Consider the following 25,995-nt stretch of genomic DNA (forward strand, 5'->3'; position numbering starts at 1 on the left):
TCCGGAGGGTGGCGGTGCCGTCGGGGCGGCCGGGCGCGGCTGGGTGGGGCGATGCGGTCCGGGGGACGCTGTGCTGGGTGTGCGCTGCACAGCCGGTGTGGAGGAGTGCTGCCCGCCATCGACCCGCGGCTTATCCGATGGGGTCCGGCGCGGAGAGCTGGCGGGTGCCCAGACCGGGGGCGGTGAACCACTGCGGCCGGTGGACCCCGGGGGGCGAGCGGTGTCGGGCATCCCGGTCAGCGGTTCCCCCAGCCCGAGGCGGGGACGGCGGCGGACCGGAGGTGCCGTGCCGGGATCCGCCCCGGCCAGGCGTCGGCCCGATGCCGGTTCACCGGGGCTCGGCAGAGGTGGGCGGTGCTCCGGCCCGGCACCCGTCGGGCGGTCCGCCCGGCCCGACGCCTGGTCACCGGAACCCGTCGGGCGGTCCGCCCCGCCCGAGGACGGGTCACCAGGGGGCGTCCGGGGGGCGGTCCGGCCCGGGGACGGGTCACCGGGGTGCGTCGAGGGAATCTCCCGGCCCGACGGCTGATCACCGGGGTGCGTCGAGGTGGCTCGCTGCAACGTCGGGAGGTCGGGCCGTACCGGAGGCGGGTCTTCGACCGGGTCGGGCCGTACTGGGGACGGGTCCTCGGCCGGACCGGGGCGGACGCCGGTGGTCGGGGCCGCCCCGCCGGACCGGTCACCGGGGGGTACGGGACGCCGGGCAGGAGGGGGTGTCCGCGCTGTTCCGGTCAGTCGCCGGATCGGTGCGGGCGGGCGGGCGGTGACCAGGCGCCCCGTGGAGGTCGGGGGGTGGAGGGTGTTCCGGGGCGGCCGACCGGGTTCGGCACCGGGGGCAGGGTCGGCACCGGGGGACGGGTCGGCACCGGGGGACGGGTCGGTGGCGGCTCGTCGCGGGAGGGTGGGCGGCGGTGTTGCCGAAGTGGCGGACCGCGGGGAGGTGGCCGGTGGTTCCGTGGTGGCGGATGGGCGCTGGGGTCGCCGGTCGACCCGTCGACCTGAGCCGGGGGTGGGTGGTGTCGAGGTGGCGGACTGGCGCGGGGAGGTGGGCGGTGTTGCCGAGGTGGCGGACCGGTGCTGGGGGGTGGGTGGTGTCGAGGTGGACCTCGGGTGCTGCGGTGCCCGGGACGTGGGACGGACCAGGTCCCTGATGACCCCGAGCGGGGCCTGGTCGGTGACCAGGTGGTCGAGGGGGGTACGCAGGGTCGGATCCTGGTGGGTGGCGAGCCGGTCGGTGAACCGGGCCACCTCGCTGACGAGCGGTGATCCGTCCCCCAGGGTCCGCTGGATCGGCACCACCTCCCGCCAACCACCCTCACCCCCGCCGCCGACGGCGTCGTTCGGTGAATCTTGGACACTTTCCGTTCGTAGCGAACCGGAACTGTCCAAGATCTCCAAGGAGCCAGCGGCAGCGGCAGGGGTGGAGGGGTCAGGGGTGGAGGCGGGGCGGCGGGGGGTACGGGTGGCCAGGTGCCGCAGCCTGTCGCGTAGCCCCATCGCGCCTCACTGACCTTCGTTCATCCGGGTGTTGATGCGGGCGATCTCCGAGACGTACCGGGCCCGGTCGGCGTGGGTGAGGTCGAGGATCTCCGCTCGGGGCCAGTGGAAGTGGTAGGCGACGTACGAGACCTCCTCGTGGAGCCGGTCGGTCCCGTACGTCACGATTCCCCCGGTACACCACCGGCCAGGTCCACCTCGAAGACCGTCTCGCAGGACGGGCAGGTGACCTCGGCGAGGGTGTGCCCCTCGGCGTTGATCCGCCGGTACATGTCCTGGAGGAACGCCAGGTCGGAGGCGAAGAGCCGTTCGACCACCTCCGCCCGGACCTGGGTGATCGTGCCCAGTCGGGTCACCACCAGGCTGAGCAGGACGATCGACAGGTACGCCGGGTTCTGCTTGACCCGCAGGTCGACGAGGGGTGCCAACTCGTCGCGTGCCGTGGCGAGCCGCATCGTCCCCTCCCGGTGCACGGTGCCGTCCTCGTCGACGTACCCCCGGGGTAGGTGGAAGGTGAACTCGGTCTGGAGCCGGACCGGCGCGGGTGGAGTGGGCAGCGGCTGCGCGGGCGCGTCCGACGGCCCGCCGGGGTCGGCCGAGGGGACGTCGAGGGTCCCGGCGGAGACGCCACGACGCCTCATGAAGTGCTGATCTCCTCGTACACGACGGTGACCTTCTCGGTCGCCGCCGTGGTGTCGCCGGCCTTCAGGGCCGGTCCCTCCCACCGGCTGACCCACGCGTTGGTCAGGTCGAACCGCCGGTTCTGCGACTTGTCGGCGTTGGTGATGATGATGCTGATGTTCTGCCGGGCGGCCTCGACGGCGCCCTTGAGGAACGTCTCCTTGATCCACTCGGTGAAGGAGCTGCTCTGGTCCAGCCCTCGGGTGATCGTCACCTCGCCCGCCTTCCGGGCCCCGGGGATCTTGCGGATGATCAGCTCACCGGTCGGGGTGACCTGCTTGACCTCGATCGAGTCCAACTCGACGGTCAGCCCGCTGACCTCCTCCACCAACTCCACCTGGATGCCGCCCAGCTCCACCTGGAAGGTGTGCACGACAAAGCTGTCACCAGTGGCCATCGTGGCCGCCTCTCGTCATCGTCGGTTCGTCGTACCCGGGTCGGGGCGGTCGCCCACCCCGTCGCCTTCGGCTGGTCAGTCGTTGACCAGGCTGGTGCTGTCGGAGAACTGCGACAGGCGGAAGACGACGAACTCGGCGGGCTTGACCGGGCAGATGCCGATCTCGCAGACCACCTGACCCCGGTCGACCACCTCCGGCGGGTTGGTCTCGCGGTCGCACTTGACGTAGAAGGCCTCCGCCGCTGTCGCCCCGAACAGGGCACCCCGCCGCCACTCCTCGGTGAGGAAGGCGGTGATGTTGCGCCGGATAGTGCCCCACAGTCGCTGGTCGTTCGGCTCGAAGACCACCCACTGGGTGCCGAGGAGGATGGACTCCTCGACGTAGTTGAACAGCCGCCGGACGTTGATGTAGCGCCAGGCCGGGTCGGAGGAGAGGGTCCGTGCCCCCCAGACCCGGATGCCCCGGCCGGGGAAGGCCCGGATGCAGTTCACCCCGATCGGGTTGAGCAGGTCCTGCTCCCCCTTGGTGACGTTGTTCTGGAGGTCGACGACGCCCCGGATCACCTCGTTGGCCGGGGCCTTGTGGACGCCCCGTTCGGTGTCGTTGCGCGACCACAGGCCCGCCAGGTGACCGCTGGGCGGCATGAACACGCCGCGACCGGTGGCCGGGTCGAAGATCTTGATCCAGGGGTAGTAGAGCGCGGCGAACCGGGAGTCGTAACCGGCCTCGTCCTGCCGCCAGGCGCGCACCTGCTGGGCGGTCAGCTCCGGTGGCGGGTCGAGCAGGGCGATCCGGTCGCCCATCTGCTCGCAGTGCGAGATCAACGCGAGTTGGCCGGCCTTCACCGCGGTCAGGTCGATCACCCCCGCCTGGTACGCCCCCATCAGGTCGGGCGCGGCGACCATGGTGATCTCGTCGATCGCCTCCAATCCGGCCAGGCCGGTACGGGAGTCGACGTCCCCGGTGAACTCGTCGGCCGAGAGGGTGGCCGGTACGGCCTCACCCGGTGCGGTCGGCGGCGCCAGGGTGACCGTCTGCTTGGCCGGACGGGCCAACGCGTTGGCCGCCGTGGCCTCCTCCATGGCGATCAGCTTGGACCGCTCCCGGACCTGGTTGACCACGTAGCTCTTGTTGCTCTTACGGAACGAGGCGTCGTACTCCTCGGTCGGCTGCCCGTCCGCCCGGACGACCAACCGGAACCGGTCCTCGCCGACACCCTCCCCCTCGACGTCGGTGACCTCGACGGTCACCTCGCCCCCGGCGGTGGGCAGGGCGGCCACCCGGAAGGTCCCCAGCTGGGAAGGCTCACCGGCGGGCAGTTCCTTCTGCCCGCCCCGTCCGCCACCCTTACGACTGGTGGAGGGGTCGCCGATGCGGACGATGTGGCAGATGCCGCCGCCGTTGGCGAAGTACCCGTACACCGCCTGTGCCAGGTACGCGCCCTCGACCATGCCACCGAACAGCTGGACGTACTGGCTCCAGTTGGTGACCAGGGTCGGAGTGTGGAAGGGACCCTTCTCGGCGAACCCCACGAAGGCCGCGACGGCGGTTCCGACGCCCTCGATGGGACGCGAACCGCTCGGGACCTCCTCCACGTACACGCCTGGGGACAGGTACGTCGGCATGCAAGCTCCTCTGCCAGGTCGGCGGACGCTGGCCAGCCTCGCGCGGCCTCGAACCGGCGGGAAGGTCCCTACGGGCCAGTGCCGGGGCACTGTTGCGTACCGCAGGGGCAGTGGAGCCCGTGATCCTGGCCGGACGAACCTCGGTCGGTCGGCTCCCACGGACCTACCCTGTGGGTCGATGCCGAGGAGGTGGCCGGTCGTGCGTGTACAGGGATCCGACCGGGGGTCGCAGCGCCAGGACCGTCCCGAGCAGGTCCGGTCCGGCCCGACCACCGACCGGGAGGAGGCCGCACCGCGGGCCACCGGTGTGGACCGGAGTCCGGGGGAACTCCTCGCCCTGCAACGAGCGGTGGGTAACCGTGCCGTCGGGCTGACCCTCCAGCGCGACCGGGACCAGCACGAACACGGTGCCGACTGCGGGCACCTCCCCGCCGACCCGGTGCAGCGTACGGTCGATCCGGGGCAGCGGTCGGTCGACCCCGTGCAGCGGTCGGTCGCCTCGGTGCTGGGTTCGGCCGGGCGGCCGTTGGACGACTCGACCCGTACCGACATGGAGTCCCGGCTCGGGGCGGACTTCTCCGACGTCCGCATCCACGACGACGCGGCGGCCCGGGAGTCGGCCACCGGGGTCGGTGCACGGGCCTACACCTCCGGCAACCACGTGGTGATCGGGGCGGGTGGCGGTGACCGGCACACCCTGGCCCACGAGCTGACCCACGTCATCCAGCAGCGGTTGGGTCCGGTGGCCGGCACCGACGACGGCTCCGGGCTGCGGGTCAGCGATCCGGGTGACCGGTTCGAGCGGGAGGCCGAGGCGAACGCCCACCGTGCCCTGGCCTCCACTCCCACGTCGGCGACCGGGGCGGCCACCGCCGAGCCGTCCGACGCGCCGGCACCCGTCGCTGCCGGACCGACCGTGCAACGGGCGCTCATCGCCCAGGTCACCGCGAACGCCGAGGCGCAGGTGGAGGGCCTCAACATCGTCGGCCGTCCGGACTCCCCCTACAGCGGGACGATGGGGGACCACACGACCGGGTTCGTCGTCCACAAGGAGGCGCTGCGGCGGGCGGTCGCGGGCAGGTCGGCGACCGAGGCGGCCGGGGCGATCATGGATCTGGTCAAGACCGTCGACGCGCTGCCGAGCCAGAAGCTGGTCGCGAATCTGGAGGGCAAGCACAAGGAGCGGTTCGACGAGAGTCGTACGAAGCTCGACGAGCAGCACAAGGAGATCACCACGGGTGACGGAGGGCTGCTGTCGCTCCAGTCGATGGCGGAGACCTTCCTCCAGTACCGCGAGTTGGTCCCGCTGACCACCATCAAGGTCAACGAGGGGTCGCAGGGCCTGGCCGGTAAGGGACAGGGTGAGTCCGGCCACCACAGGGTGTTGACGAATCCGTCGGCCACGTCGGACCAGATCCAGCAGGCAGTCCTCGGGCTCCTCGGTGACCTGGCGGTGACCATGGTGGCGACCGCCTCGTCGGCGCAACTGCCCGAGATGGCCCCGGGCCTCAAGGACGAGTCGTCCGACGAGCGGGTCCGGCTGATCCTGCTCCAACACCTGAAGTCGATCGAGGAGGCGTACCCGACCGCGCTGACGACCGCCTGGCCCGGCCACTCGCCGGAGCTGTCCGAGCCGCTGGCCTGGCTCACAGAGCAGCTCCAGCCGAAGATCGAGGCACGCAAGACGGCGGATCGGGTGCACTACGAGGAGAAGCTCAAGAAGGTCGACGAGACGATCCAGTTGAAACTTCTGGGCACCTCCACCCAGAAGGAGAAAGAGGCGGTCTGGTCGGAGTGGCGGGAGCAGCGCGCCGAGTTGGTGGAAGGGCTGGAACGCAACGGCGGTACGGCACCCGCCGAGCCGACGGGTGTGCTGGAGGGACGTAGGCAGCGCAAGCCGGCCTCGCAGCCGAGCGCAGCGGAGCCGTCGGCCAGGACCGGCGCAGCCAAGTCGGCAGCCAAGAGCAGCAAGGCGAAGTCGTCCGGCGCGAGCAGCAAGGCGAAGTCGACGTCGGCCGACCCGGCGGACCTGGTTGCCGACCTCGAAGCGGTGAAGCTCTCAGCGGAGCAGGACCCGGGCGGGGAGACGTCGGCTGAGGGTGGCGGGGTGGCCGAGTCGGTGGAGGAGACGGCGGCCGGGGCGAGTTCGACAGTCGACGCCGATCCGATCATGGCGGAGACGAGCGCCGCGCCGGTCGCGTCGAGGATCACCCTCGAAGGGGAGCTGATCAAAGGCTACGAGTCCGCCGGACGTCCCCCGTCACCGTTCCCCGGCGGGACCATGGGGGCGCACACCACCGCCTGGACCGTCTACCTGGATCTCGTCAGGGCGAAGGTGGTCGGCAAGTCCGTGCCCGACGCCGCCGCCGGGATCGACTCGCTGTTCGCTGAGGCAGTCGGCACGTACGTGGATCGCCAGGACAAGTTCGGGGAGTCCGGTCCACTGAAGGAACTGGTGCGCGAGACCAGAGATCGGCTGGAGGAGGCCGTCAGCGACGCCAAGGAAGCGACCGGACAACTCGCGGCGATCCGGCTGCAGACGGCGATCAACGAGCTCCTGACCCTGTGGAACTACATCCCCGGTGCCACCCTGGAGTCCGCCGACACCGGCGGCAAGGGTGAGGGCACGACCCGCAAGGCCCTGCTGGCTCACGAGCAGGACGGGAAACTCACCCCGTCCCAGGCGGAGAACCACCTGTGGCAACTGCTCGACCTGAACGTGGTCGACAATGAGGATGACCAGAAGATGCTCGTCGAGCACCACTACGACCTGGTCAGCGTGGCCTACCCGAAGTCGGTGGAGACGGCGAGGCTGAAAAAGGATCCGGACAAACTGCTCGCGCGGTGGAAGAAGTTCGTCAGCGGGAAGTCGACATGACGGCTGTGGGAGGAGAACCCGGTCGGGGCGGCGATCCGGGTCGGGTCGGGCCGGTCGGCAGGACCAGGCGGCCCAGCTTGCGGTACTCGGCCTCGGCGGCGGCGACCACCATCGCCATCGTCACCGGGCCACCCGCCTCGGCGGCGAGATAGCCGGCGCTCACCGCGCACGCCCGGATCCCGCCTCCGCTCAGCTCGAAGGACCGCGCACAGGCGGCCAGGTCCAGGTCGTCGGCGCGGGGCAGGACCGTGCCGAGGCAGCGGTCCCAGAGCGCCAGCCGCAACGCGACGTCCGGCACCGGGAAGTCCACGATCACGTCGAGGCGGCGCAGGAACGCCTCGTCCAGGTTGGCCCGCAGGTTGGTGGTGAGCACCGCCACCCCGTCGAACGACTCCATGCGCTGCAACAGGTACGCGCTCTCCAGGTTGGCGTACCTGTCGTGGGCGTCGCTGACCTCGGACCGCTTGCCGAAGATCGCATCGGCCTCGTCGAAGAGGAGGACCCCGTTCACCCCGGCCGCCTCGGTGAAGATCCGTTCCAGGTTCTTCTCGGTCTGACCCACGTACTTGTCGACGACTGTGGAGAGGTCGACGACGTACAGGTCGAGGCCCAGGTCGGCGGCGACCACCTCGGCGGACATCGTCTTCCCGGTGCCGGAATCCCCGGCGAACAGGGCCGTCACCCCTCGACCCCGCCCGCCACCGGGGCGCATCCGCCACCGGCCGAGCACCTGCTCCCGGTGCCGGACCCGTAGGGCCAGCCCGGTGAGCTGTTCCCGGGCGGCGTCCGGCAGCACCAGGTCGTCCCACCCGACGGCGGGCTCCACCCGACGGGCCAGCCGCTCCAGACCCGCCGCGTTCTGCGCCCGTACGCCCGCCCGTACGTGTGCGACGGTGACCCGGTCGGAGCCGACCAGCCGGGCCTGCTGGGCTGCGGTGGCCGCCGCCCGCCGGAGCTGGCCCGGGGTGAGGACGTACGCCGACAGTTCGCGTACCGGATCGACGTCGTCGGCCGGCACCGCCGACTGGGCGGCAAGGGCCTCCCGCCACAGGTGGACCCGCCGGGCTGCCCCGGTCGGCGGGGCGGTCACCAGCACCGGCGACCGGTCCGACCAGTACGGATCCCACCGGATCCGCCCGGTGAGCAGCACCGGCACGGGAAGTGTGGTCAGCCGACGCAGCAGCCGCAGGTGGGCCGGTTCGGTCTGCGGGTCCAGGGCGTCGACCGGCCCGACGACGAGCCCCGCCCGGCGTAGCCGGGCCTCGCGTACCGCCACGGCGAGGGTCCGGACCGGGTCGGGGTCGGCGTGCAGCGTCGGCAGGTCGATGATGAGGACCGACAGGTCGGCGGCGTGCAGGGCGTCGGCGGCCCGCTCGTCCGCCGCGCCACCCGGCTCCTCCCGCAGGTAGACGAGGTCGTCCCCGGCCCGGATCGCCGCCACCAACCCCTCCGGTGCCCGATCCGGCACGGCCCGGGACCCGTCGAGGGGAGGGTCCGGCACGGCCGGGGACCCGTCCGGAACCGGACCGGGGTCGGTGTCCGGGCGGATCAGGCCGTCGAGCCGGGGGTCGACGGCGGCCACCCCGAGCAGGTGCCCGGCGACCCGGTCCGGCACCCGCAGGGAACGGGTCAGGAAGGGCCGGTCCACCTCCTCGACCAGCAGCAACCCGTCGGCGACGAGCGGACCGGCGCTCAACGCGGCCCGCCCGGCAGCGCCGACCGGGGAGAGTCCGCACAGGCGCAGGGCCAGCCCGATCGTCGCCCGGCGGCGGGTCACGTCGTCGTTGAGATAGCCGTACAGCTTCTCGTAGCGGTGGTCGAGGTCGGGCAGGAGCGCGATCAGCAGCAGCTCCACGTCGAGCGGGGTGAGGGCGAACTCCTCGGCCAGGTCACGCAGGGGGATCCGGGCTCCGGCGGCCCGGGAGTCCTCGGCCCACCGGTCGGCGGCTCGCACCGCGTCCGCCGCGACGTCGTCCGGCCCGACCGACGACGCTTCGGCCACCAGCCGCCAGGCGTCCTCGTCGGAGACGTACAGCCCGCGCAGGTGGTCGTCGGGCGTGGGGTCGGCTGCCCGGGTGGCCACGACAGCCCGCCGGACCCGCTGCTCGACCAGGAAGAGTCGGGCCTGCAGGTACGCGGTGCCCGGGCCGGTACGCTCCGCCGGATCGGCCGCCCCGGGAAGGACGTACGGCGGTGCGGTCACCGGTTTCCGTCCCGGATCGGCCCGCCGGTGCCCGGGCGACCCTGCCTGTCGGTGGCGGTGCCCCTGATGCGGCGGACCCCGACCGGGGTGGCGTCGGCACCGTCCGCCGGATCCGGATACCGCAGCCGCCGGGCCTCGGTGGGGTCACCGCCGGACCTGTCGACGGTACGCAGCAGCAGGCCGTCGGTGACCGGCCGGGCGGCGAAGGCGGCGGCCGAGGCGATCGGAGTGGTCACCACCAGGTCCAGCGAGGGCTTCAGCGAACCACCGAGGGCCGACCAGATGTCGGCCAAACCCCGGTCCCGCTTCGGCGGCACCGCGACGGTCATCGGCACCGTCAGCCCCAGGTCGGCGAGGCTGCCGACCAGACGCTGACCGGGCAGGACGTCGTACCCGAGCAGCCCGGTCAGCAGCAGGGAGAGCAGCCGGTGTTCGTCCTCGGGTCGGGCCGTCCAGGCGGTGACCAGGTACGACAGGGCGAAGTACCGGGGCGGGGAACGTTCGGCGACGACCACCCCGTCGGCGTCGTACTCCTCGATCCGGCCCTCCCGCCGGTGGGCCAACTCCTCCCGGATGTCGTAGAGGAACAGGTTGACCGTCGGTGCGTTGCGCTTGGCCTCCCATTCCCGGGTCGGCGCGTCGAAGGCCAACTGCACGTCCACGCCGGCCAGGACCTCCTCGGTCAGCAGCGCGTGCAGGATCGAGTCCACCTCGTGGATCACGTCCGTCCTCCCCTGTCGGCCCGGTCGCTCACCAGCTGCGCCGCACCAGGCCGGGGGGCTGCTGGGCGGGAAGGACCACCCGGAAGTCGGTACGGACCGTCCCGAAACCCGCACCGGTGGCCGACACCACCCGGGGGCCGAGTTCGTCACGGGGCAGCACCAGCATCTGGGCGGCGAAAGTGCCGTTCCTCGCCGGTACGGCCGGGTCGGCGGCGGCGGTGATGCCGACGTCCCAGGTCAGCCGGACCCGTACGCCCGGGGGGAAGTCGACCCCCCGGATCGAGGTGACGAAGCCGGGTGGCCCGATCTCCGGGACCGCCACGATCCGGGGTTGGAGCACCCGCAGGACTGCCGTGTCGGTGTCGTCGAGCCCGCCGTCGCCGACCACGGAGCCGCGTACCGTCGTGCTCGTCGCCGTCCTCGGCACCAGCACGAAGGTCAGGGTCCGGGTGGCCCCCGGGGGCAGGTCGGCCACCGGGCAGGTGGTGACGCACCCGGGGGGTCGGCTGCGTACCGGGATTCCGGGCGGCAGGGACGGTGTGATCCGTACCCCGGTGGCGGGCACCTCACCGATGTTGCGGACGGTGTAGGTGACGGTGATCCGGCCGCCCACGTACCCGGGGCGGGGCTCGACCCGGACCGTGATCCGCAGCCCGGTCGACGGCGGCGGGGAGACTGTCGGCGGCGGTGTGGTCGGCGGGGGCGTGGTGGGTGGCGGGGTGGTGGGCGGCGGTGTGGTCGGGGGTGGTGTGGTGGGCGGCGTGGTCGGAGGCGGGGCGGGGAGGACGGTCACCGGGGTCGTCGCGGTGTTGTCGGAGGGCCGGGAGTCCGCCGACCACCCGCCCACCGTCCACTCCAGCGGGTACGTCCCCGGAGCCACCCCGGTCAACTCCACCCGGACCTCGACCGTGTTGCCCAACCCGATCGCCCCCAACGAGCAGCCGGGCGGGTCGAGGTCGCAGGAACCGACCTCCGGCTCCAGGGCGGTGACCCGGACCCCGGCCGGCACCTGCAGGTCGAGCCGGACCTCGACGGCAGCGACCGGCCCCCGGTCGGTGACGGTGAGGGTGAACGAGGTCCGCTCGTCCACCCGCACCGGGGCGGGGGGTGCCGACACCTCGGTGGCCACGTCCACGGCCCGCTGCCAGGTGGGCTTCCGTTGCCGTCCCGGGGGCAACTCCCAGGTCAACCCGTCGTGCTCGGCCGTGTCGAAGTCGTACGTCTTCACGTACTCCGGGCTGGCGGCCTCACCGTAGCGGCGGGCGTTGTAGGCGAGTCGGCTCCCGTCCGGGGACCAGGCCACGTCACGGGGCCGGTGCGGGCCGTCGTCCGGGCCGGTCAGCGGGCCGGAACAGGTGGCACCCGGCGTCTGCGGGGCCAACACCTGGCAGTCCGCGCCGGACACGTCGGTGACCAGGAGCCCGTCGGTACCCCGGCCGAAGGCGATCCGGGTGCCGTCCGGCGAGAAGGTCGGCCCGTAGTCGGGACCTGTGCAGTCCGGGCAACCGACGTCGGTCAGGTCCAGTGGATCACCGCCGTCGGAGGCGTCGACGGTCCAGACGTGGCTCGTCGCCCCCGCCCCCTCCGGCCGACCACGGACGAAGGCGAGCCGGGTCCCGTCCGGGGACCAGGCGGGCTGGCTGTCGGAGAGATCCCCCTGCGCGGGCACGGTGAGCAGCCGCTCCCCGGTGGTCGGATCGGCCACCACGATCCGGCTGGGCTGCCCCGGGGTGGCCGACGCGTACGCCACCCGGTCACCCTGCGGCGACCAGGCCGGATCGGTCTCCACGTCGGTGGCGCCCCGGTCGGCGAGCGGCACCAGAGTCGGGTCGGCACCGTCGGCACCGACGATCCACAGCCGGGAGACCCGCTGACCGTCCACCGTCTCGAACCTGTTCACCACGATCCGCCGGCCGTCCGGCGAATAGTCGGGGCGGGCGTTCCACGGGTCGCCGTTCACCGGCTGCCAGAGCAGGTCCGGGTTCGTCTCGGCACCGGGATCCTCACGCAGCACCGTCAACCCCAGGTCCCGGGGATCCGTGGCGTCCGGGCGGATGTCCTGCAACGTCACCGTGTACCGGTCGGGGGCCGTGGTCCGGCCGACGAGCAGTTCCGGCTCGGCTCCGGGGGTGGGGACGTACCAGGTGGGATGGTCGACCTGGCGGTCCTCGGCGAGCCGCAGCACCGCCTCGCACGGACACCAGTCGTCGCGCGGCTGCCCGGTGTAGACCAGGTCGATCGGCCCTCGGGTGCCGTCGGTCCCGGTGGTCCGACTGAGGAAGACCAGGGTGTCACCGTCCGGGGACCAGCTCGGCGAGTGACTGTCCCACAGGTCGTCCAGGAGCGGCCGGTCGTCCCCGCCGACGCTGTTCATCAGGTGGATCCGGCGGGTGTCGACGCTCCCCGGCCCCACCGTGTACGCGATCCGGTCGTTGACCGGATCCGGATCCCAGGCCGGCTCCCCGGCACCCTCTGGACGACCGGTGATCGGGAACGCCGGGCCGGGGACGTCGACGGGCACCCGCCAGATCTGCGGTACGCCGCCGTCGCTGCGCTCGAACGCCAGCCCCGTCCCGTCCGGGGACCAGGTGGGGTGACGGTAGTCGCCGACACCATCGGTGACCTGCCGCAACCCGGTCCCGTCGACGCCGACGACGAAGACGTCCCGCCAACTGTTCACCCCCGTCCGGGTCTGCTCGAAGGCGATCCGGGTGCCGTCGGGGGAGATCGCCGGTTCACCGGCCACCTGCACCGGGTCCTCGGTCACCGCCGTCACCTCGCCGGTGGTGCGGCGTACCCAGAGCTGGGCCAGCTCGGACTGGCGTCGGCTCACCCAGGCGACCACCCCGGCGGTGGAGGTGACCTCGTCGTCGAAGTGGGCCGGTCCGGGGCCGAGGAACGGCACCGAGACCGCCGTCGCCCCGGTGCCCTCGATCAGCCCGATGCTGCGGTGCCCGGTCGCCAGGTAGCCGACCCGCAGCTCGGTCAGGGGTGGCGGATCCTCCTGGGCGGACGGCTCGGCGTACGACACCCCGCTGGGCGAGACGGCCACCGCCACCCCGCCCAGCAGCACGACCAGACCGGCCAACACGGCGAGCCCGGTGCGGGCCGGGCTGTGCGGAATCGGGAACCTACGGATGGAACGCAATCGGCACCTCGGACGCGATCAGTGGTCGCCGGGACGGGCCAGGAACCCATCATCGTCGCCCGGAACGGCTCCGCACAGGGACACCCGGGCAGGGAGACGGGCACCCTTGACGCCGGTACGGGCATCCCGTCCCCTCCCGGGCCGACACCCCTCGCCGCTCAGATGAGGTCGTGGCGGAGGGCGTAGGCGACGGCGTGGGCCCGGTTGCGCAGGTGCAGCCGGGTGGTGATGCCGTGCATGACGTTCTTGACGGTCCGCTCCGAGTAGGACAGCTTCGTGGCGATCTCCCGGGTCTCGAACCCGTCGGCGACCAGGCGCAGCACGTCGACCTCCCGGGTGCTCAGGCCCCCGAGGGTCAGCCCCCGGGGGTCGAGGACCTCCCGCTGGAGCCGGCGCATCTGGTTCAGCAGCCGGCCGAGCAGGTCGGCGGGGACGCTGCCCTCACCCCGGGAGGCGGCCAGGATCACCTCCACCAGGCGGTTGCCGGACGCCTCACCACGCCGGACCACCCCCACCACGCCGCATTCGACGGCAGTGGAGAGCTGGCTGTCGTCGATGGTCGCCGGGACCAGGACCAGGCGGGTCTGCTCGCGCCGGAGCCGTCGGAGGGTCTGGGCGGTCTGGGCGGTCAGGGCGTCGGCGACGACGAGGGTCACCACCGCGTTGGCGGCGTCCGATTCGCTCAGCAGCCTGATCTCCGGCCGTCCCGCGAGCTGGCCTGTCACACCCGTCCACGAGATCGGATCGGTCGCGTGCACGTAGACCGGTATCCGGTGCATTCTCGACTCCTCACTGCCCGGCCGTCGGCCCACGTGCCGTCGGCGCGGCAAGTATGCGCACCACGTCTTCGCGTTCACTTAACGTCGCCTGGAGGGGCAGTGAGCTGTGCCCGTCGGCGTACCCCGATGGTCGCTGGCACGGAGTGGACCCGTGCCTAGGCTCGGGCAGATGCGGGCATCGGCGAACCTGGCCAGCACCTCCGTGAGCGTCGCCCCGGGCGGTTCCGTCGAGGTCCCTGTCACGGTGCGCAACGCCGGGGACACGGTCGAGGCGTACCAGATCGAGATCCTCGGGGTGCCGGACGAGTGGGTGTCGGTGCAGCCACCGACGCTCACCCTCTATCCGGCCGGGTCCGACACCGTCGTGGTGGCGTTCCGGCCGCCCCGGTCGGCCCGGGTCGACGCCGGGGACCGGACCTTCGGCGTACGGGTGGTGCCCTCGGAGTACCCGGACTCGGCGGTGGTGGAGGAGGGCGTGCTCACCGTCGAGCCCTTCACCGAGCTGGGCGCCCAGGTGCAGCCCCCGTCGCGTGGTGGGCTGCGCAGTGCCCGTTACCGGGTCGACCTCGACAACCTGGGTAACGTGACCGAGCAGGTCGCCTTCGCCGTCACCGAGGGCACCGACCAGGTGACGTTCGCCCTGCCCGCCGCCCCGGTGTCCGTCCCGAACGGCACCCGGGTCGAGACCCGACTGCGGGTCCGGGCCCGTCGGCTCCTGTGGTGGGGCGCGCCGAGGGAGTACCCGTTCACCGTCGAGGTCCGGCCCGGTGACGGGCAGAGCCGTACGATCGACGCCCTCTTCGTCCAGCGGCCGATCTTCTCGCCCGGACTCCTGAAGCTGCTCGCCGCGTTGCTGGCCCTGTTGTTGGCGCTCCTCGCGCTCTGGTTCGGGCTGCTGCGTCCGCAGGTGGAGTCGGCGGCGCGGGAGGCGGTGGAGGCGGAGAACGCCCGCCGGGTGGCGCAGGACGGTCCGCAGTCCCCGTCGGCCGAGCCGGTTCCTCCGGGTGCGTCACCGTCGGCGCCGGGTGACGGGGCGCCGGGTGCCGGCCCGGGATCGACTGTCCCGCCCGGTGGTCCGGGTGCGCCGGGCGGGCCGGGCGGCCCGGCTCTCGGCGGGGAGCAGTTCGCTGCCGCGATCACCTTCCGGACCAGCCCGAACGGTTCCGCCGAGCGGAGTTACACGGTCCCGGAGGGGCGGACGTTCCTGCTCACCGACTTCCTGGTGGACAACGTCCAGGGCGACGAGGGCACCCTCACCGTGACCGCGAACGGCGTCCGGGTGGTCACCTACGCACTGGAGAACTTCCGCAACCAGGACTACCACTCGGTCACTCCGATCCGGGTCCCCGAGCGGGGCCGGGTGACCCTGACCGTGGTCTGCCGTCGCCCGGGTCAACCGGTGAACGCACCCCGCGCCACCACCTGCCGTGAGTCGCTCTACCTCAACGGTGTGCTCACCGGAGCACCGGCCGAGGAGGACTGACCGGGCTCACCGGTCGCCGTCCGGTTCGGTGCCGCGGCTGGGCGAGGCGTCGGCGGACCTGCTCGGCTCCGGCGTCGGCTCGTCGTCCGGGTCGGTGGAGGCGCTCGGTTCGGGGGGCGACGGGGAGGTGATCGGCGACGGTGAGGTGCTGGGGGACGGGGACGCGCTGGGGGCGGTCGGCGACGGCCGATCCCCGTCGTCGTCGCCGGTCGAGGACTCGGAGGGGCTGACCGACGGCTCACCGGCGGTCGGGGTGGGCTCCACGGGGACCGGTCGGCCCGGTGACCGGCTGTCGGCGGCACCGACGCCTCCGCTGTCGACCGTGGAGGTCGGCTCGGAGGTGCCCGAGGCGGAGGTCACTGTGGCGAAGGCCTGCTCGCAGGTGGCCCCGTTGAGGCTGAACTCGCGTGGGGCGGCGGCGCTGGTCAGGTCGTGGGTGCCCTGCAACGACAGCGCTGTCGTCTCACCGGGGGCGAGGGGGCGGTCGACCCGGATGACGACGTCCCGGTTCTGCTGGCTGACCTCGACGTCGTCGGTGCTGCCGGCGTACTGCTGCCCGGCGGGCAGGGCGAATCCGAGCTGCCAGGTGGGCAGCGGCGCCGTACCGGCGTTCGTGACGGTGACCTGCGCCGTCAGGCTCCCGTCGAGGTCGTGCCGGGCGACGTACCTGGCGGCGCAGCCGCTGGTGGGGGCGACCGGTGCGGCCTCCACCCGGTTGACGTCACCGGGGTCGTCGGACGAGTTCCCGGGCAGTTGGGTGCCGAGGACCGTCACCAGCACCGCCATCGGGGCGGCGGCCAGCAACAGGGGTCGCCGCAGCGGCCGTCGTCCGGTCCCGCGCCTCGGCCCGACGTCTCCACCGGCCCGGGGCCGTCTCCGACGGGGTCCGTCCGCCGCACCGCCGTCGGCCGCCGCCGTCCGGACCACCGGTACGCCGCCCCGGCCCGCCCGGACCGGTGCCGGAGCACCTGCCCGGTCGGCCGGACCGGCGCCGGTGAGTGCCCCGGTCCCGGTCATCGCGCCGGTGCCGGTCAACGCGCCGGTGTCGGCGTCGGCCGGGTCACCCGGCGGGCTCGGGGTCCGCACGGCGGCGACCGGTGGTACGTGGGCGTTCACCGTCAACGGCCGGGGGCCGACGACCCGGGCCAGCGCCTCGAACGCCTCGACGGCGTCGGGGCGGTCCGCCGCCGCCGGAGCCAGGCAGCGTCGGCAGAGGTCGGCGATCGACTCCGGGAGGCCGGGCACCGTGGGCACCTCCGGCCCGACGCCCTCCTGGCGTTGCCGGATCAGTTCAGTGGGGGTCGATCCGTGGGCCGGGGGTCGACCGGTGAGGCACTCGATCAGCAGCAGTCCGAGGGCGTACAGGTCACTGCCGGGGCCGGCGGCCTCACCACGGGCCTGCTCGGGGGCCATGTAGCGGGGGGTGCCGAGGACCTCTCCGGTGCCCACCGTGGTCGAGCCGCCGATCGTCTCGGCGATGCCGAGGTCCACCACCTTCACCCCGGCCGGGGAGAGCATGATGTTGGCGGGTTTGACGTCCCGGTGGACCAGTCCGGCGGCGTGCGCGGCGGCGAGGGCGGCGGCCACGTCGGCACCGATGAGGACGGCCTCCGACCAGTCGAGCGCGCCCGACTCGCGGAGCCGGTGGGCGAGCGTCCCGCCCTCGACGAACTCCATCACCAGGTACGGGACCTTGCGCCGTTGCCGGCCGTGGCGGGTCTCGCCGTAGTCGTACACGTTGGCGATGTGCGGGTGGTTGAGCTGGGCGGCGGTGTACGCCTCCTGGCGTACCCGGTTGCGGAACCGCTCGTCGGCGGCGAGCCGCGAGGCGAGGAGCTTGACCGCGACGGTCCGGCGCAGCACCTTGTCGGTGGCGCGCCAGACGACGGCCATGCCGCCCTCGCCGACCGGCTCGACGAGCTGGTAACGCCCTCCCAGCAGTTGCATCCGGTCCTCCCAGGTCGTCGGTCGAGACGATCCGGTGCCGTCTCGGCGACCGCGCCTTGGGATGAGCCGGGCCGCCTGGGTCGTGGCTGACGTACCCGACACTTGCCGGGCGGAAACCATCTGCCGGACGCCGGTCGCCGGTCGGCTCCCGAGATCGGGGGTCGACCGGCGACTGTTCGACGACTCAGCGTCAGCGGGCGACGACGGTGCGGGTGACCATGTCGGCGAGGGTCTGCCGCTTGGCGGTCCAGAACGGAAACAGGTATCCGATGTAGAAGATCGCGCCGTCGAGCACGTGCGCCAGGTCCCGGGCGGCGGCCTTGACGGGGCCGATCGGACGGCCGGTCCCGGCGCTCACCAGCCGGATCCCGAGCAGCTTGCGGCCCAGGCTCTGCCCGGTACGCCCGGCCAGCCACCACCTGTTGACGCCCCAGACGACGAAGCCGAGGGTGGCCAGGGCGACGAAGGCGGGCGTGTTCCCGTCGGGCAGCAGCCCTGCGGCGAGGAAGAACGGGGCGGCGACCAGGGAATCGACGAGGTAGGCACCGGCGCGGACGAACCAACCCGAGAACTGCATTTCTGACTCCCTTGGACGTTCCGGCCCCGGTGGGCCGATCTGGGAGAAAGAATCGCAGCGCGGGCGCCCCTGGCGCGTCTGCGACGGGACGCATCCGTACGGCCCGGCGATGACGCGTCAGAGGACCCCGGCGTACGCGAAAGTCGCATGCCGTCACTCACGGAGTTCCCTCTTGGCGACCAGGACCCCGTCGCGGAAACAGAACCGGTAGACGAGCAGATCGTCACCGGCCTTGATCTGCTCGGTCAGCCCCGCCGCGTAGTCGACGCAGGTGGCGTCGGCGGGAGGGGCGGTGGCCGAGTTCAGGACGGCGGAGGAGGGCGGGGGAAGCAGTCTCCGGACCTCCTCCTCGTCCTGCCCCAGCCGGACCGCCTCGAACAGGTCGGCCGGCACCGTCGCGGGCGGTATGGCGGAGACGTAGACCATCGCCGCTGCGCAGACCCCGATCACCGCCACGATCGCTGCCGTCAGGGTGACCAGTGCGATCCGGGAACGGTGCGCCGACCGGCGGACCAGCAGGTCGAAGTCGCCTGCCGCGTCCACCCCCGGGACGGTCCCGGGAACCGGGTGCGGATCCGGGTTCTCCGCCGGGGTGACCTGGTACGGCAGCATCGCCGCCAGGCGGAACCCGAGGTCGGGGGTCGGGCCGTGGTGCAGTAGCCCCCCGGCGAGGCGGATCCGTTCACCGAGCCCGATCAGACCCTGCCCGGTGGTGGGCGAGGTGTGCCTGCTCCCCGGCCCGTTGACCACCTCGACGACGAGGGTGTCCGGCTCGTACCGGAGGGTGACGTCGATCGGGCCGCCCCGGGCGTGCCGGAGTGCGTTCGTCAGCCCCTCCTGGACGACCCGGTACGCCGCGTGTTCGATCAGCGGGGGCAGCGGACGGGACGTTCCCTCGCGGGTCAGGGTGAACTCGGCCCCCGCCGACCGTGCCGATTCGCCCAGGGTGTCCAGGTTGTCCAACGGCTGGGCGACGCCCACCTCGTCGCCGTCCTCCTCCTGCCGTAGTACGCCGAGGATCTGCCGGAGGTCGGCCATCGCGTCACTCGCGGTGGACCGCAGCAACGCCACGTTCTCGTCCCGCTGCGGCCCGGTGGCCGACTTCAACGTCCCGGCGTACAGGGAGATCAACGTGAGTCGGTGTCCCAACGAGTCGTGCAGGTCGCGGGCGATCCGGTTCCGTTCCCGGGTCCGGGCCTGCCGGGCCACCGCCACCTGCTGGTGGTGGAGTTGGACGTTGCGCCAGTGCATCGCGCCGACCACCCGACGACGTCGGCCCACTGTCCAGCCCACGATCCCGAGGAACAGGTGGGCGGAGACGAAGAAGGCGGCGGCCACCGCCAGCCCGAGGACGTCCCGGGCCTCGTCGAACTGGAGGACCGCGGCGATCCAGCAGCCCGCCACCACCAGGAGCGCCAGGAGGGTACGGCCGAGGTGCCGCAGGCGGTAGCCGGCCGAGAAGCACAGCATCATCACCAGCAGGCCGCCCCCGTCGCCGGCGAACACCCCGACGATCGCCGCGCAGACCAGGGCGGTCAGCGGATGCACCAGGCGCAGCGGTACGACGACGGCGGCGGTCACCACCGCGAGGACCGCCGCCACGGGTACGGGCAGCAACGTACTTCCGTAGACGTACGGACCCAGGGGGGCCATGACGCACAACGCGACGGTCAGCGCGATCTCGTACGCCAGCCGAAGCGGACCGGCCGAGCGGACCTCGGTACGCCACCGTCCCGCCACGGTACGCAGGACGCCGACGGCCCGGCCGACTCGGCGTACCCGTCCGACGGGTCGGTCACGTGGCCCCACCGGGGCCGAGGGGGAAGAGTCGGTCACGTTCACTCACTCGGTCGAGGGGTTCCGGACACGATGGACCGAGGTGTCGGCCCGACGTGTGTCGCACCAGACTCACAGACCTTCCGCCGACCGCACACCAGCCCCGGATGTATCCGCAGACGTGGTCACTACGACTTTCGTTGACACCGACGTCGCCGCCGGTGGCCGGACGCCGGTTCGGTGCACGCCGGGAGTCACCTAGAGTCTGGCCATGGCCGAACCCATCCGGGTGTTGATCGCAGACGACGACCGGCTGGTCCGCGCCGGCATCGGACTGATCCTCAAGCCGCTCGCGGATGTCGAGATCGTCGGGGAGGCGGGCAACGGGCGGGAGGCGGTCGAGCTGACGGTCCGGCTCCGACCGGACGTCGTCCTCCTGGACATCCAGATGCCGGTGCTGACAGGTCTCGCCGCACTCCGTGAGATCCGGGTCCTGGCTCCGGCGTCGACGGTGCTGATGCTCACCACCTTCGGCGAGTCGGCGTACGTCACCGAGGCCCTCTCCGGTGGGGCGGCCGGTTTCCTGCTGAAGGACTCGGCCGTCGACGAGTTGGAACGCGCGGTACGGGTGGCCGCCGCCGGGGAGGCGTTCCTGACCCCGTCGATCACCAGGCAGATCCTCGACCGGTTGCCCACGAACAGTGAGCCCGACGTCGGCGAGAGGCTCGCCGTGTTGAGCGACAGGGAGCGGGAGGTGCTCGTCCTGGTCGCCCAGGGGCTGTCCAACGTCGCCATCGGCGAGCAGCTGTGGATCACGGAGGGCACCGTGAAGACGCACGTCAGCCGGATCCTCACCAAGCTGGGGTGCGAGAACCGGGTGCAGGCCGCGCTGCTCGTGCACCGCGCCGGCCTGGTCGGCTGAACCGAGGAGGACCGGCACTCACCGGCCGCGCTGTTGCGGCACCCCGGCGCCCGGCTGCTGTCCGCCGGGCAGATGCCTGCGGAACGCCTGCCAGCTGTCCCGCATCGCCCGGGAGAGCGATCGGGGCTCACTCCGGTTCCCGCGCCACTGCGGGGCGCGCATCGCCGCCACCTCGGCGACCGACACCTCCGGTCCTCCGCGCTGCTGGGTGCCCGGCGGCTCGTCGTACCCCGGTGGCTGTGTGTCGTGCCTCGTCGCCGGGGGCGCGTGCGACCTCTCCTGGTGCTGAACGTAGGCGGGCGGTTCGGCGGGCCAGCGGGCCGCTCGGCCATCCACGTCCACCAGCTGCTGGAATCGAGTGTCGAACCGGGGGCGGGTCCGGTCGTCGGGGCTGATCTCCCGGCCGCCGTTGTCGAGCAGGTGGAGCCTGGACACCTCGGCGTAGGGCCTGACGAACCGCAGTTCGAGGGAGCGCATCGTGCCGCGTTCCAGGAGCGGCACCCGGTTCGGGTCGAACCCCTGGTTCAGGTCCCGGACGTAGTCTCCGACGGGGAACCGACTCCCGTCGGAGAGTTCCACGGTGCTGTCGTACGCGGTGAACCTGGCGTTCCTCTTCCGCTCGGTGTCGGAGAACCACTCGACCAGTCCCTCGCTCACGGCGTCGGGAGGCCAGGATCGTCCTCGCCGATCGTTCCAAGAACCGTCCCACGGCATGTCGACTGCTCCTCGATCTCGGTGCCGTCGACGGTACGCGGGCGGTCAGGGCCGGTGAAAGGGTGCGACGAGCCTGTTCAGGGCGGTGTCGCCCCGGTCGCTGCCGGGCGGGGGGAGGCGTTCCAGGAGGCGGGTCAGCGCCCCGTTGGCCACCGTCGCGCCGATCGCCGAACCGGTGGCGATGCTCCAGCCGACCGGGCCGAGCGGGGTGCACCCGAAGAACTGGCTCAGGCCGGGGGTCTGCACCACCACCACCAGGACACCGACCGAGGCGGCGGTGGCGACGAGCACCCCCGGGCTGGTTCCGCCGGCCAGGACCGTCTGCCCGAGCTGGGTGCCGACCAGGGACGCCAGCCCGACGGTCCCGGCCCGGCGGCGGGTGCCGGTCCACCGGGCGAGTGTCCATCCGGCCGTCGCGCCCAGCGCGGTCGAGGTGGCCCGGAGGGCGATCTCCTGGTCCAGGGTCCGGCCGAGGGAGGTGTCGGGTCCCTCCCGGAGCAGGTTCTCCCGGTGCCCGGCACCGGGGGGCCGGACCGCGATGGCGAGCGCCGGTGCCAGGTCGGTGAGCAGGTTGACCAGCAGCAGCTGGCGGCCGTTGAGGGCGGACCGACCGGTGGCGGCGGCGGTGACGATGCTGAACGCGATCTCGCCCAGGTTGCCGCCGACGAGGATGCTCAACCCGTGCCGGACCGAGGACCACATGGCCCGCCCCTCGGCCAGGGTGGCGATGATCGTCTCCAGCCGGTCGTCGGTGACCACCAGGTCCGCGGCGGCGCGGGCGGCAGGGGTGCCGCGCTGACCCAGGGCGATGCCGACGTCGGCGAGGCGGATCGCCGGGGCGTCGTTCGCCCCGTCCCCGGTCATCGCCACCGTCCGGCCCTGCGACTGCAACGCCTTGATGATCCGTACCTTGTGGGCGGGGGTGCACCGGGCGACCACGTCGGTGGCGGCCAGGCGGGCGGCGACCGCCGCGTCGTCGAGGTCGTCCAGCTCGGTGGCGGTCACCACCCGCTGGCCGTCCCCGGGGCTGATCTGCCCGGCGATCGCCGCGGCGGTGGCCGGGTGGTCCCCCGTGATCATGATGGTGTGGACACCGGCCCGACGGATCTCGGCCACCGCCGGGGTGGCGCTGGCGCGTACCCCGTCGGCGAGGGCCAGCAGCCCGACGAAGGTCAGCTCCCGGACCTGGTCGTCGTCGGGGTCGACGCCGTCGACCGGGCGTTCGGCCACGGCGAGGATCCGCTGACCGGAGCCGGCGTGCCGGTCCAGCTCCTGCTGGACCCGCTTCCGGTCGGCCTCGGTCAGCGGCACCACCCCGGTCCGGGTACGGCGGTTCACGCACCGGGGCAGCACCGTCTCCGGTGCACCCTTCACGCTCAGCAACAGCCCGCCGTCGTGACGCCCACTCGTCGCGTGGTAGCCCCGGGACGGCTCGAACGGCAGACTCCCGGACGGCCGCCACGCCTCGGCGTCGACCTGCTCGGTGACCCGGGCGGCCCCGGCACCTCGGCGGATCGCCCGGTCGGTCTGCTCGGGCAGCTCCTCGGGATCGTCCGCGGCCGGGGTGGCGCGGAGTCCGACCGCCAGCACCCGTCGGAGGTGGCCGTCGAGGTCGTCGGTGGGGGCGTACCGGTCGCCGTCGCCCACCCCGGAGAGGACCAGCCGTCCCTCGGTGAGGGTGCCGGTCTTGTCGAAGCAGAGCACGTCCACCCGGCCGAGCGCCTCGATGGTGCGCGGGTTGCGGACCAGGGCACCGTGTTCGGCCAGCCGCCGGGCCGCCGCCAGCTGCGCGGCGCTGACCATGAAGGGCAACCCCTCCGGGACCGAGGCGACGGCCAGGTTCGCGGCGGTCGCCGCCGTCTCGGCCACCGGTACGCCCCGGAGCACCCCGGCCCCGGCCACCGCGACCGCCGACGCGACAGCCAACGGGACCGACTTGTCGGTCAGCCGACCCAACCGGGCCTCCACCCCGCCGGCGGGGTTCCCGCCCCGGGCCAGGGCCATGCTCCGTCCGGCCTCGGTGTCCGAGCCGACCGCGACGACCAGGGCGCAGCCGTGACCGGCGGCGACAGTGGTCCCCTCGTACAGCATGGACCGACGTTCGGCGACCACGGCGGCGACCACCGGCTCGTCGGTCTTCGACACCGGGAGGGACTCCCCGGTCAGGGAGGACTCGTCGGCCTCCAACCCGACGGCCTCCAGCACCCGGCAGTCGGCCGGCACCGCGTCACCGGGCGCCAGCACCACGACGTCCCCGGTGACCAGCTCCTCGGCGGGCACCACCTGCTCCGCGCCGTCGCGCCGTACCCGGGCGGTGACCGCCGAGCGGGACAGCAGCTCGGCCAGGGACCGTTCGGTACGTCGCCGGTGCACCGCGCCGACCAGCGCGGACCCGCCGACCACGCCGCCTACCAGGGCCGCGTCGACCACCGAGCCGAACGATGCGGACAGCACCGCACCGGCGGCCAGGACCGGGGTGAGCGGGTTGTCGAGTTCCTCGACGAAGGCCCGGAGCAGTCCGGCCGGTCCGAACTCCGGCCCGGCGCCACGGCCGTGCCGCCGGGCCGCCTCCGCCGAGGTCAACCCGGACCGGTCCGCCCGGAGCTGGTGCAGGGCGGTCGCCACCGGCATCAGGTGCCAGGCGGTGGTGGGTGCGACGGGGGTGTCGGCGGGGGCGGGCAGCTGGTGGGCCCGCCACACCCCGTGCGCGAAGGCCAGCGCCCCGGCCGCGTTGACCGCCCCGAGGGTACGCCCCGGCAGCGTCTCCGGTGGGGCGGTGAACGCGTTGAGCGTCCCCAGTCCGGTGCCCGCCATGGCCAGCCGGATGTTCTGCCTGGTCATCCGACGGGCCACCCCGGTCGCCTCGACGACCAGGGCCGCCACCCGCAGGTCGGCCCCGACGAGCAGGTGCGCCCCCCACGGTGGGGGGTCGTCGGGTCCGGCGACCCCGAGGCCGCAGTCCGCCGCCGCCAGCGCAGACCGGTCCCCGGAGACCACCAGGACCACCGCCCCGTCCCGTTGCAGCTGCCGGACCGACTCGGCGAGACGGGGACCGTCGGGGAGGACGACGTCGGCGTAGCCGTACCGGTCGGGGTGGTCCTTCGCGGCGACGACCAGGCGCAACCCGGCCCGGCGGGCGGCGGCGGGCAACGCCTCCACCCCCGCTGCCGGTTGCGCCTCCAACCGCAGTACGGCGGCGAGGGTGTCGCCCTCGGCCAGGCCGAGGAGGTGCCCGCCACCGGCCCGCAGCTCCCGGCTCCGGTCGGTGTCCCCCGGGTCGGTGGCGTCCAGCCCGGCCAGGGGACCCAGCCGCCACCCGTCGGCCTGCTGGATCCGGTCCGGGGCGTCGGGGTCGAAGAGGGCGAACGCGTGGGCGGCCACCCGCCCGGTCTCCGCACCGGCCAGCGGGGCCAGGTCGGCCAGGGAACTCCGGTCCGATCCGAGGACGGCGGCGTCGACCAGGACGGTGTCGATCCGGTCCAGTTCCCGCAGGACACTGCGGTCCATGGCGATCACGCCCCGCCGGGCCAGCAGGGCACCGAGTTGGGCGGCGTACCCCTCCCGGCCGCTTCCGGGGGCCTTGGGGAGGGTGGACAGCCCGAGGGCGGCGGCCCGTTTCCCGCCGAGGGAGGCCACTGCGGCGGCCCCGGCCACGGCCCCGGCGGCGAGCGCCTGCTTGACGTAACGTTCGGCCGGTCCGTCGGGCTTCGGCCGGGGGCGCTCCCCGTCCGGGACCCGCGCCTTGGCCCGTTCCGGGGTGCCGGTCAGGTCGGGCTCGGCCTGTTCCCAGGTACGGAGCTGGGCGCGCGCCTCACCCCACTGGACGATCCGCTGGGCACCGTCCAGGACGATCCCGGTCCACCCGCCGGTCAACCCCTGCACCACCGCCTCGGCGAGTGGGAACAGCACGTCGGCGCGGGGGTCGGCGCGGAGTCCCCGACTGGCCAGATCGTGCAGCCGGGGGTGCAGGTCGACGGCGGTGAGCAGCCCGGCCACCTCACCGGGGACCGGGGTGAGGGGCAGGATCCGGGTGGCCGCCGCGAGGGTGAGGCCGAGACCGTCGGAGACCAGGGCACCCAGGGTCCGGGCGGTACGCGGCCCCTCCTCAGGTGGGTGCGGCGGGGGGATGTCCGGGTCGGGTTCGTGGTCGCACCGGGTCTCCGCCCGGACGACCGTGGAGATCAGGTCCCGTAGCCGGGGGCGGGGCTCCTCGACGGCGACCACCACCCGACCGGACGGGGCGTTCACCCGCGCCCAGGTCACCCCGGGCATCCGTTCCAGGGCGGCCTCTACCTGACGGGCCAGGACGTCCCCGCCGTCCTGGCAGACCCCGTGGACCTCGATGTGGTGGCGTCCGTCGGTCGACCAGACCCGGCGTCGGTTCAACCCGGCCGCCCGGGTCAGCCGGGTCGTCGCGGTCGTCGCGGCCCGGGTGGCCTCGGTGACCAGCCGAGGTACGAACGGCAGCGCGGGCACCCCCGTGGAGGCGCGAAGCAGGCCGGTGATCCGGTCACTGACCTGCACCATTGTTGCCTCCCCGTCCCGCCTGGTCCGGCCGCCTGCCTTCCCGTCGTCGCGTCGGCCATTCCTGCCCGAGGGGGGTTTCTCGACCCGGGTCGGAGGCATGGACCGGGGCGGGGGTGGA

The 25,995-nt window shown here is 73.2% G+C and carries 16 protein-coding genes; 3 read left to right on the top strand and 13 right to left on the bottom strand.

What is annotated here, in order from left to right:
- Nucleotides 1-1,503: 1,503 nt before the first annotated feature.
- The 4 genes from WHN02_RS04910 to WHN02_RS04925 all read right to left on the bottom strand — a co-directional run bounded on the left by WHN02_RS04910 (nt 1,504) and on the right by WHN02_RS04925 (nt 4,201).
- Nucleotides 1,504-1,662, bottom strand: coding sequence for a DUF6760 family protein (locus tag WHN02_RS04910; RefSeq protein ID WP_350897000.1), 159 nt, complete (start codon nt 1,660-1,662; stop codon nt 1,504-1,506).
- Nucleotides 1,659-2,138, bottom strand: coding sequence for a hypothetical protein (locus WHN02_RS04915; protein ID WP_434742250.1), 480 nt, complete (start codon nt 2,136-2,138; stop codon nt 1,659-1,661). Before WHN02_RS04915 ends, WHN02_RS04910 begins: the two co-directional genes overlap by 4 nt.
- Nucleotides 2,135-2,575 (bottom strand): phage tail protein, encoded by a 441-nt coding sequence (locus tag WHN02_RS04920; protein WP_350896998.1) that lies wholly within the window; start codon nt 2,573-2,575, stop codon nt 2,135-2,137. The genes WHN02_RS04915 and WHN02_RS04920 overlap by 4 nt, the downstream gene beginning before the upstream one ends.
- A gap of 75 nt (nt 2,576-2,650) precedes the next feature.
- The gene (locus tag WHN02_RS04925) at nt 2,651-4,201 is read right to left on the bottom strand and encodes a phage tail sheath family protein (protein WP_434742251.1); all 1,551 of its coding nucleotides are present in this window, start codon (nt 4,199-4,201) and stop codon (nt 2,651-2,653) included.
- A gap of 199 nt (nt 4,202-4,400) precedes the next feature.
- On the opposite strand from WHN02_RS04925, the gene WHN02_RS04930 reads away from it, so the two are divergent.
- Nucleotides 4,401-7,079, top strand: a complete 2,679-nt coding sequence (locus WHN02_RS04930) for an eCIS core domain-containing protein (RefSeq protein WP_434742252.1) — start codon at nt 4,401-4,403, stop codon at nt 7,077-7,079.
- Here WHN02_RS04930 and WHN02_RS04935 read toward each other — a convergent pair.
- The 4 genes from WHN02_RS04935 to WHN02_RS04950 all read right to left on the bottom strand — a co-directional run bounded on the left by WHN02_RS04935 (nt 7,060) and on the right by WHN02_RS04950 (nt 13,931).
- Nucleotides 7,060-9,282 (bottom strand): ATP-binding protein, encoded by a 2,223-nt coding sequence (locus tag WHN02_RS04935; protein WP_434742253.1) that lies wholly within the window; start codon nt 9,280-9,282, stop codon nt 7,060-7,062. The two genes, WHN02_RS04930 and WHN02_RS04935, sit on opposite strands and share 20 nt — an antisense overlap.
- Nucleotides 9,279-10,004 (bottom strand): DUF4255 domain-containing protein, encoded by a 726-nt coding sequence (locus tag WHN02_RS04940; RefSeq protein ID WP_434742254.1) that lies wholly within the window; start codon nt 10,002-10,004, stop codon nt 9,279-9,281. The genes WHN02_RS04935 and WHN02_RS04940 overlap by 4 nt, the downstream gene beginning before the upstream one ends.
- 28 nt (nt 10,005-10,032) lie before the next feature.
- Complete coding sequence (locus WHN02_RS04945) at nt 10,033-13,152, bottom strand: hypothetical protein (protein WP_434742255.1); 3,120 nt, start codon at nt 13,150-13,152, stop codon at nt 10,033-10,035.
- A gap of 158 nt (nt 13,153-13,310) precedes the next feature.
- Nucleotides 13,311-13,931 carry a response regulator transcription factor gene (locus tag WHN02_RS04950; protein WP_434742256.1) on the bottom strand — a complete coding sequence of 207 codons (621 nt, stop codon included), beginning with the start codon at nt 13,929-13,931 and terminating at the stop codon, nt 13,311-13,313.
- Between the two features lie 169 nt (nt 13,932-14,100).
- Between WHN02_RS04950 and WHN02_RS04955 the strand changes: the two genes are divergently transcribed.
- Nucleotides 14,101-15,414, top strand: a complete 1,314-nt coding sequence (locus tag WHN02_RS04955; RefSeq protein ID WP_434742257.1) for a COG1470 family protein — start codon at nt 14,101-14,103, stop codon at nt 15,412-15,414.
- Nucleotides 15,415-15,420: 6 nt separating this feature from the next.
- Here WHN02_RS04955 and WHN02_RS04960 read toward each other — a convergent pair whose 3' ends face one another.
- The 3 genes from WHN02_RS04960 to WHN02_RS04970 form a co-directional block, all read right to left on the bottom strand.
- The gene (locus WHN02_RS04960) at nt 15,421-17,361 is read right to left on the bottom strand and encodes a protein kinase domain-containing protein (protein ID WP_434742258.1); all 1,941 of its coding nucleotides are present in this window, start codon (nt 17,359-17,361) and stop codon (nt 15,421-15,423) included.
- 190 nt (nt 17,362-17,551) lie between these two features.
- Nucleotides 17,552-17,938 carry an RDD family protein gene (locus tag WHN02_RS04965; RefSeq protein WP_434742259.1) on the bottom strand — a complete coding sequence of 129 codons (387 nt, stop codon included), beginning with the start codon at nt 17,936-17,938 and terminating at the stop codon, nt 17,552-17,554.
- A 153-nt stretch (nt 17,939-18,091) separates the two neighbouring features.
- Complete coding sequence (locus WHN02_RS04970; protein ID WP_434742260.1) at nt 18,092-19,774, bottom strand: sensor histidine kinase; 1,683 nt, start codon at nt 19,772-19,774, stop codon at nt 18,092-18,094.
- Nucleotides 19,775-19,985: 211 nt separating this feature from the next.
- On the opposite strand from WHN02_RS04970, the gene WHN02_RS04975 reads away from it, so the two are divergent.
- Nucleotides 19,986-20,636, top strand: a complete 651-nt coding sequence (locus WHN02_RS04975) for a response regulator (protein ID WP_434742261.1) — start codon at nt 19,986-19,988, stop codon at nt 20,634-20,636.
- Nucleotides 20,637-20,654: 18 nt separating this feature from the next.
- On the opposite strand, the gene WHN02_RS04980 is transcribed toward WHN02_RS04975, so the two are convergent.
- Complete coding sequence (locus tag WHN02_RS04980; RefSeq protein ID WP_434742262.1) at nt 20,655-21,293, bottom strand: hypothetical protein; 639 nt, start codon at nt 21,291-21,293, stop codon at nt 20,655-20,657.
- 102 nt (nt 21,294-21,395) lie between these two features.
- Complete coding sequence (locus tag WHN02_RS04985) at nt 21,396-25,877, bottom strand: HAD-IC family P-type ATPase (protein WP_434742263.1); 4,482 nt, start codon at nt 25,875-25,877, stop codon at nt 21,396-21,398.
- Nucleotides 25,878-25,995: the final 118 nt, after the last annotated feature.

Source organism: Micromonospora sp. SH-82 (assembly GCF_051132485.1).
Taxonomy (GTDB): domain Bacteria; phylum Actinomycetota; class Actinomycetes; order Mycobacteriales; family Micromonosporaceae; genus Micromonospora.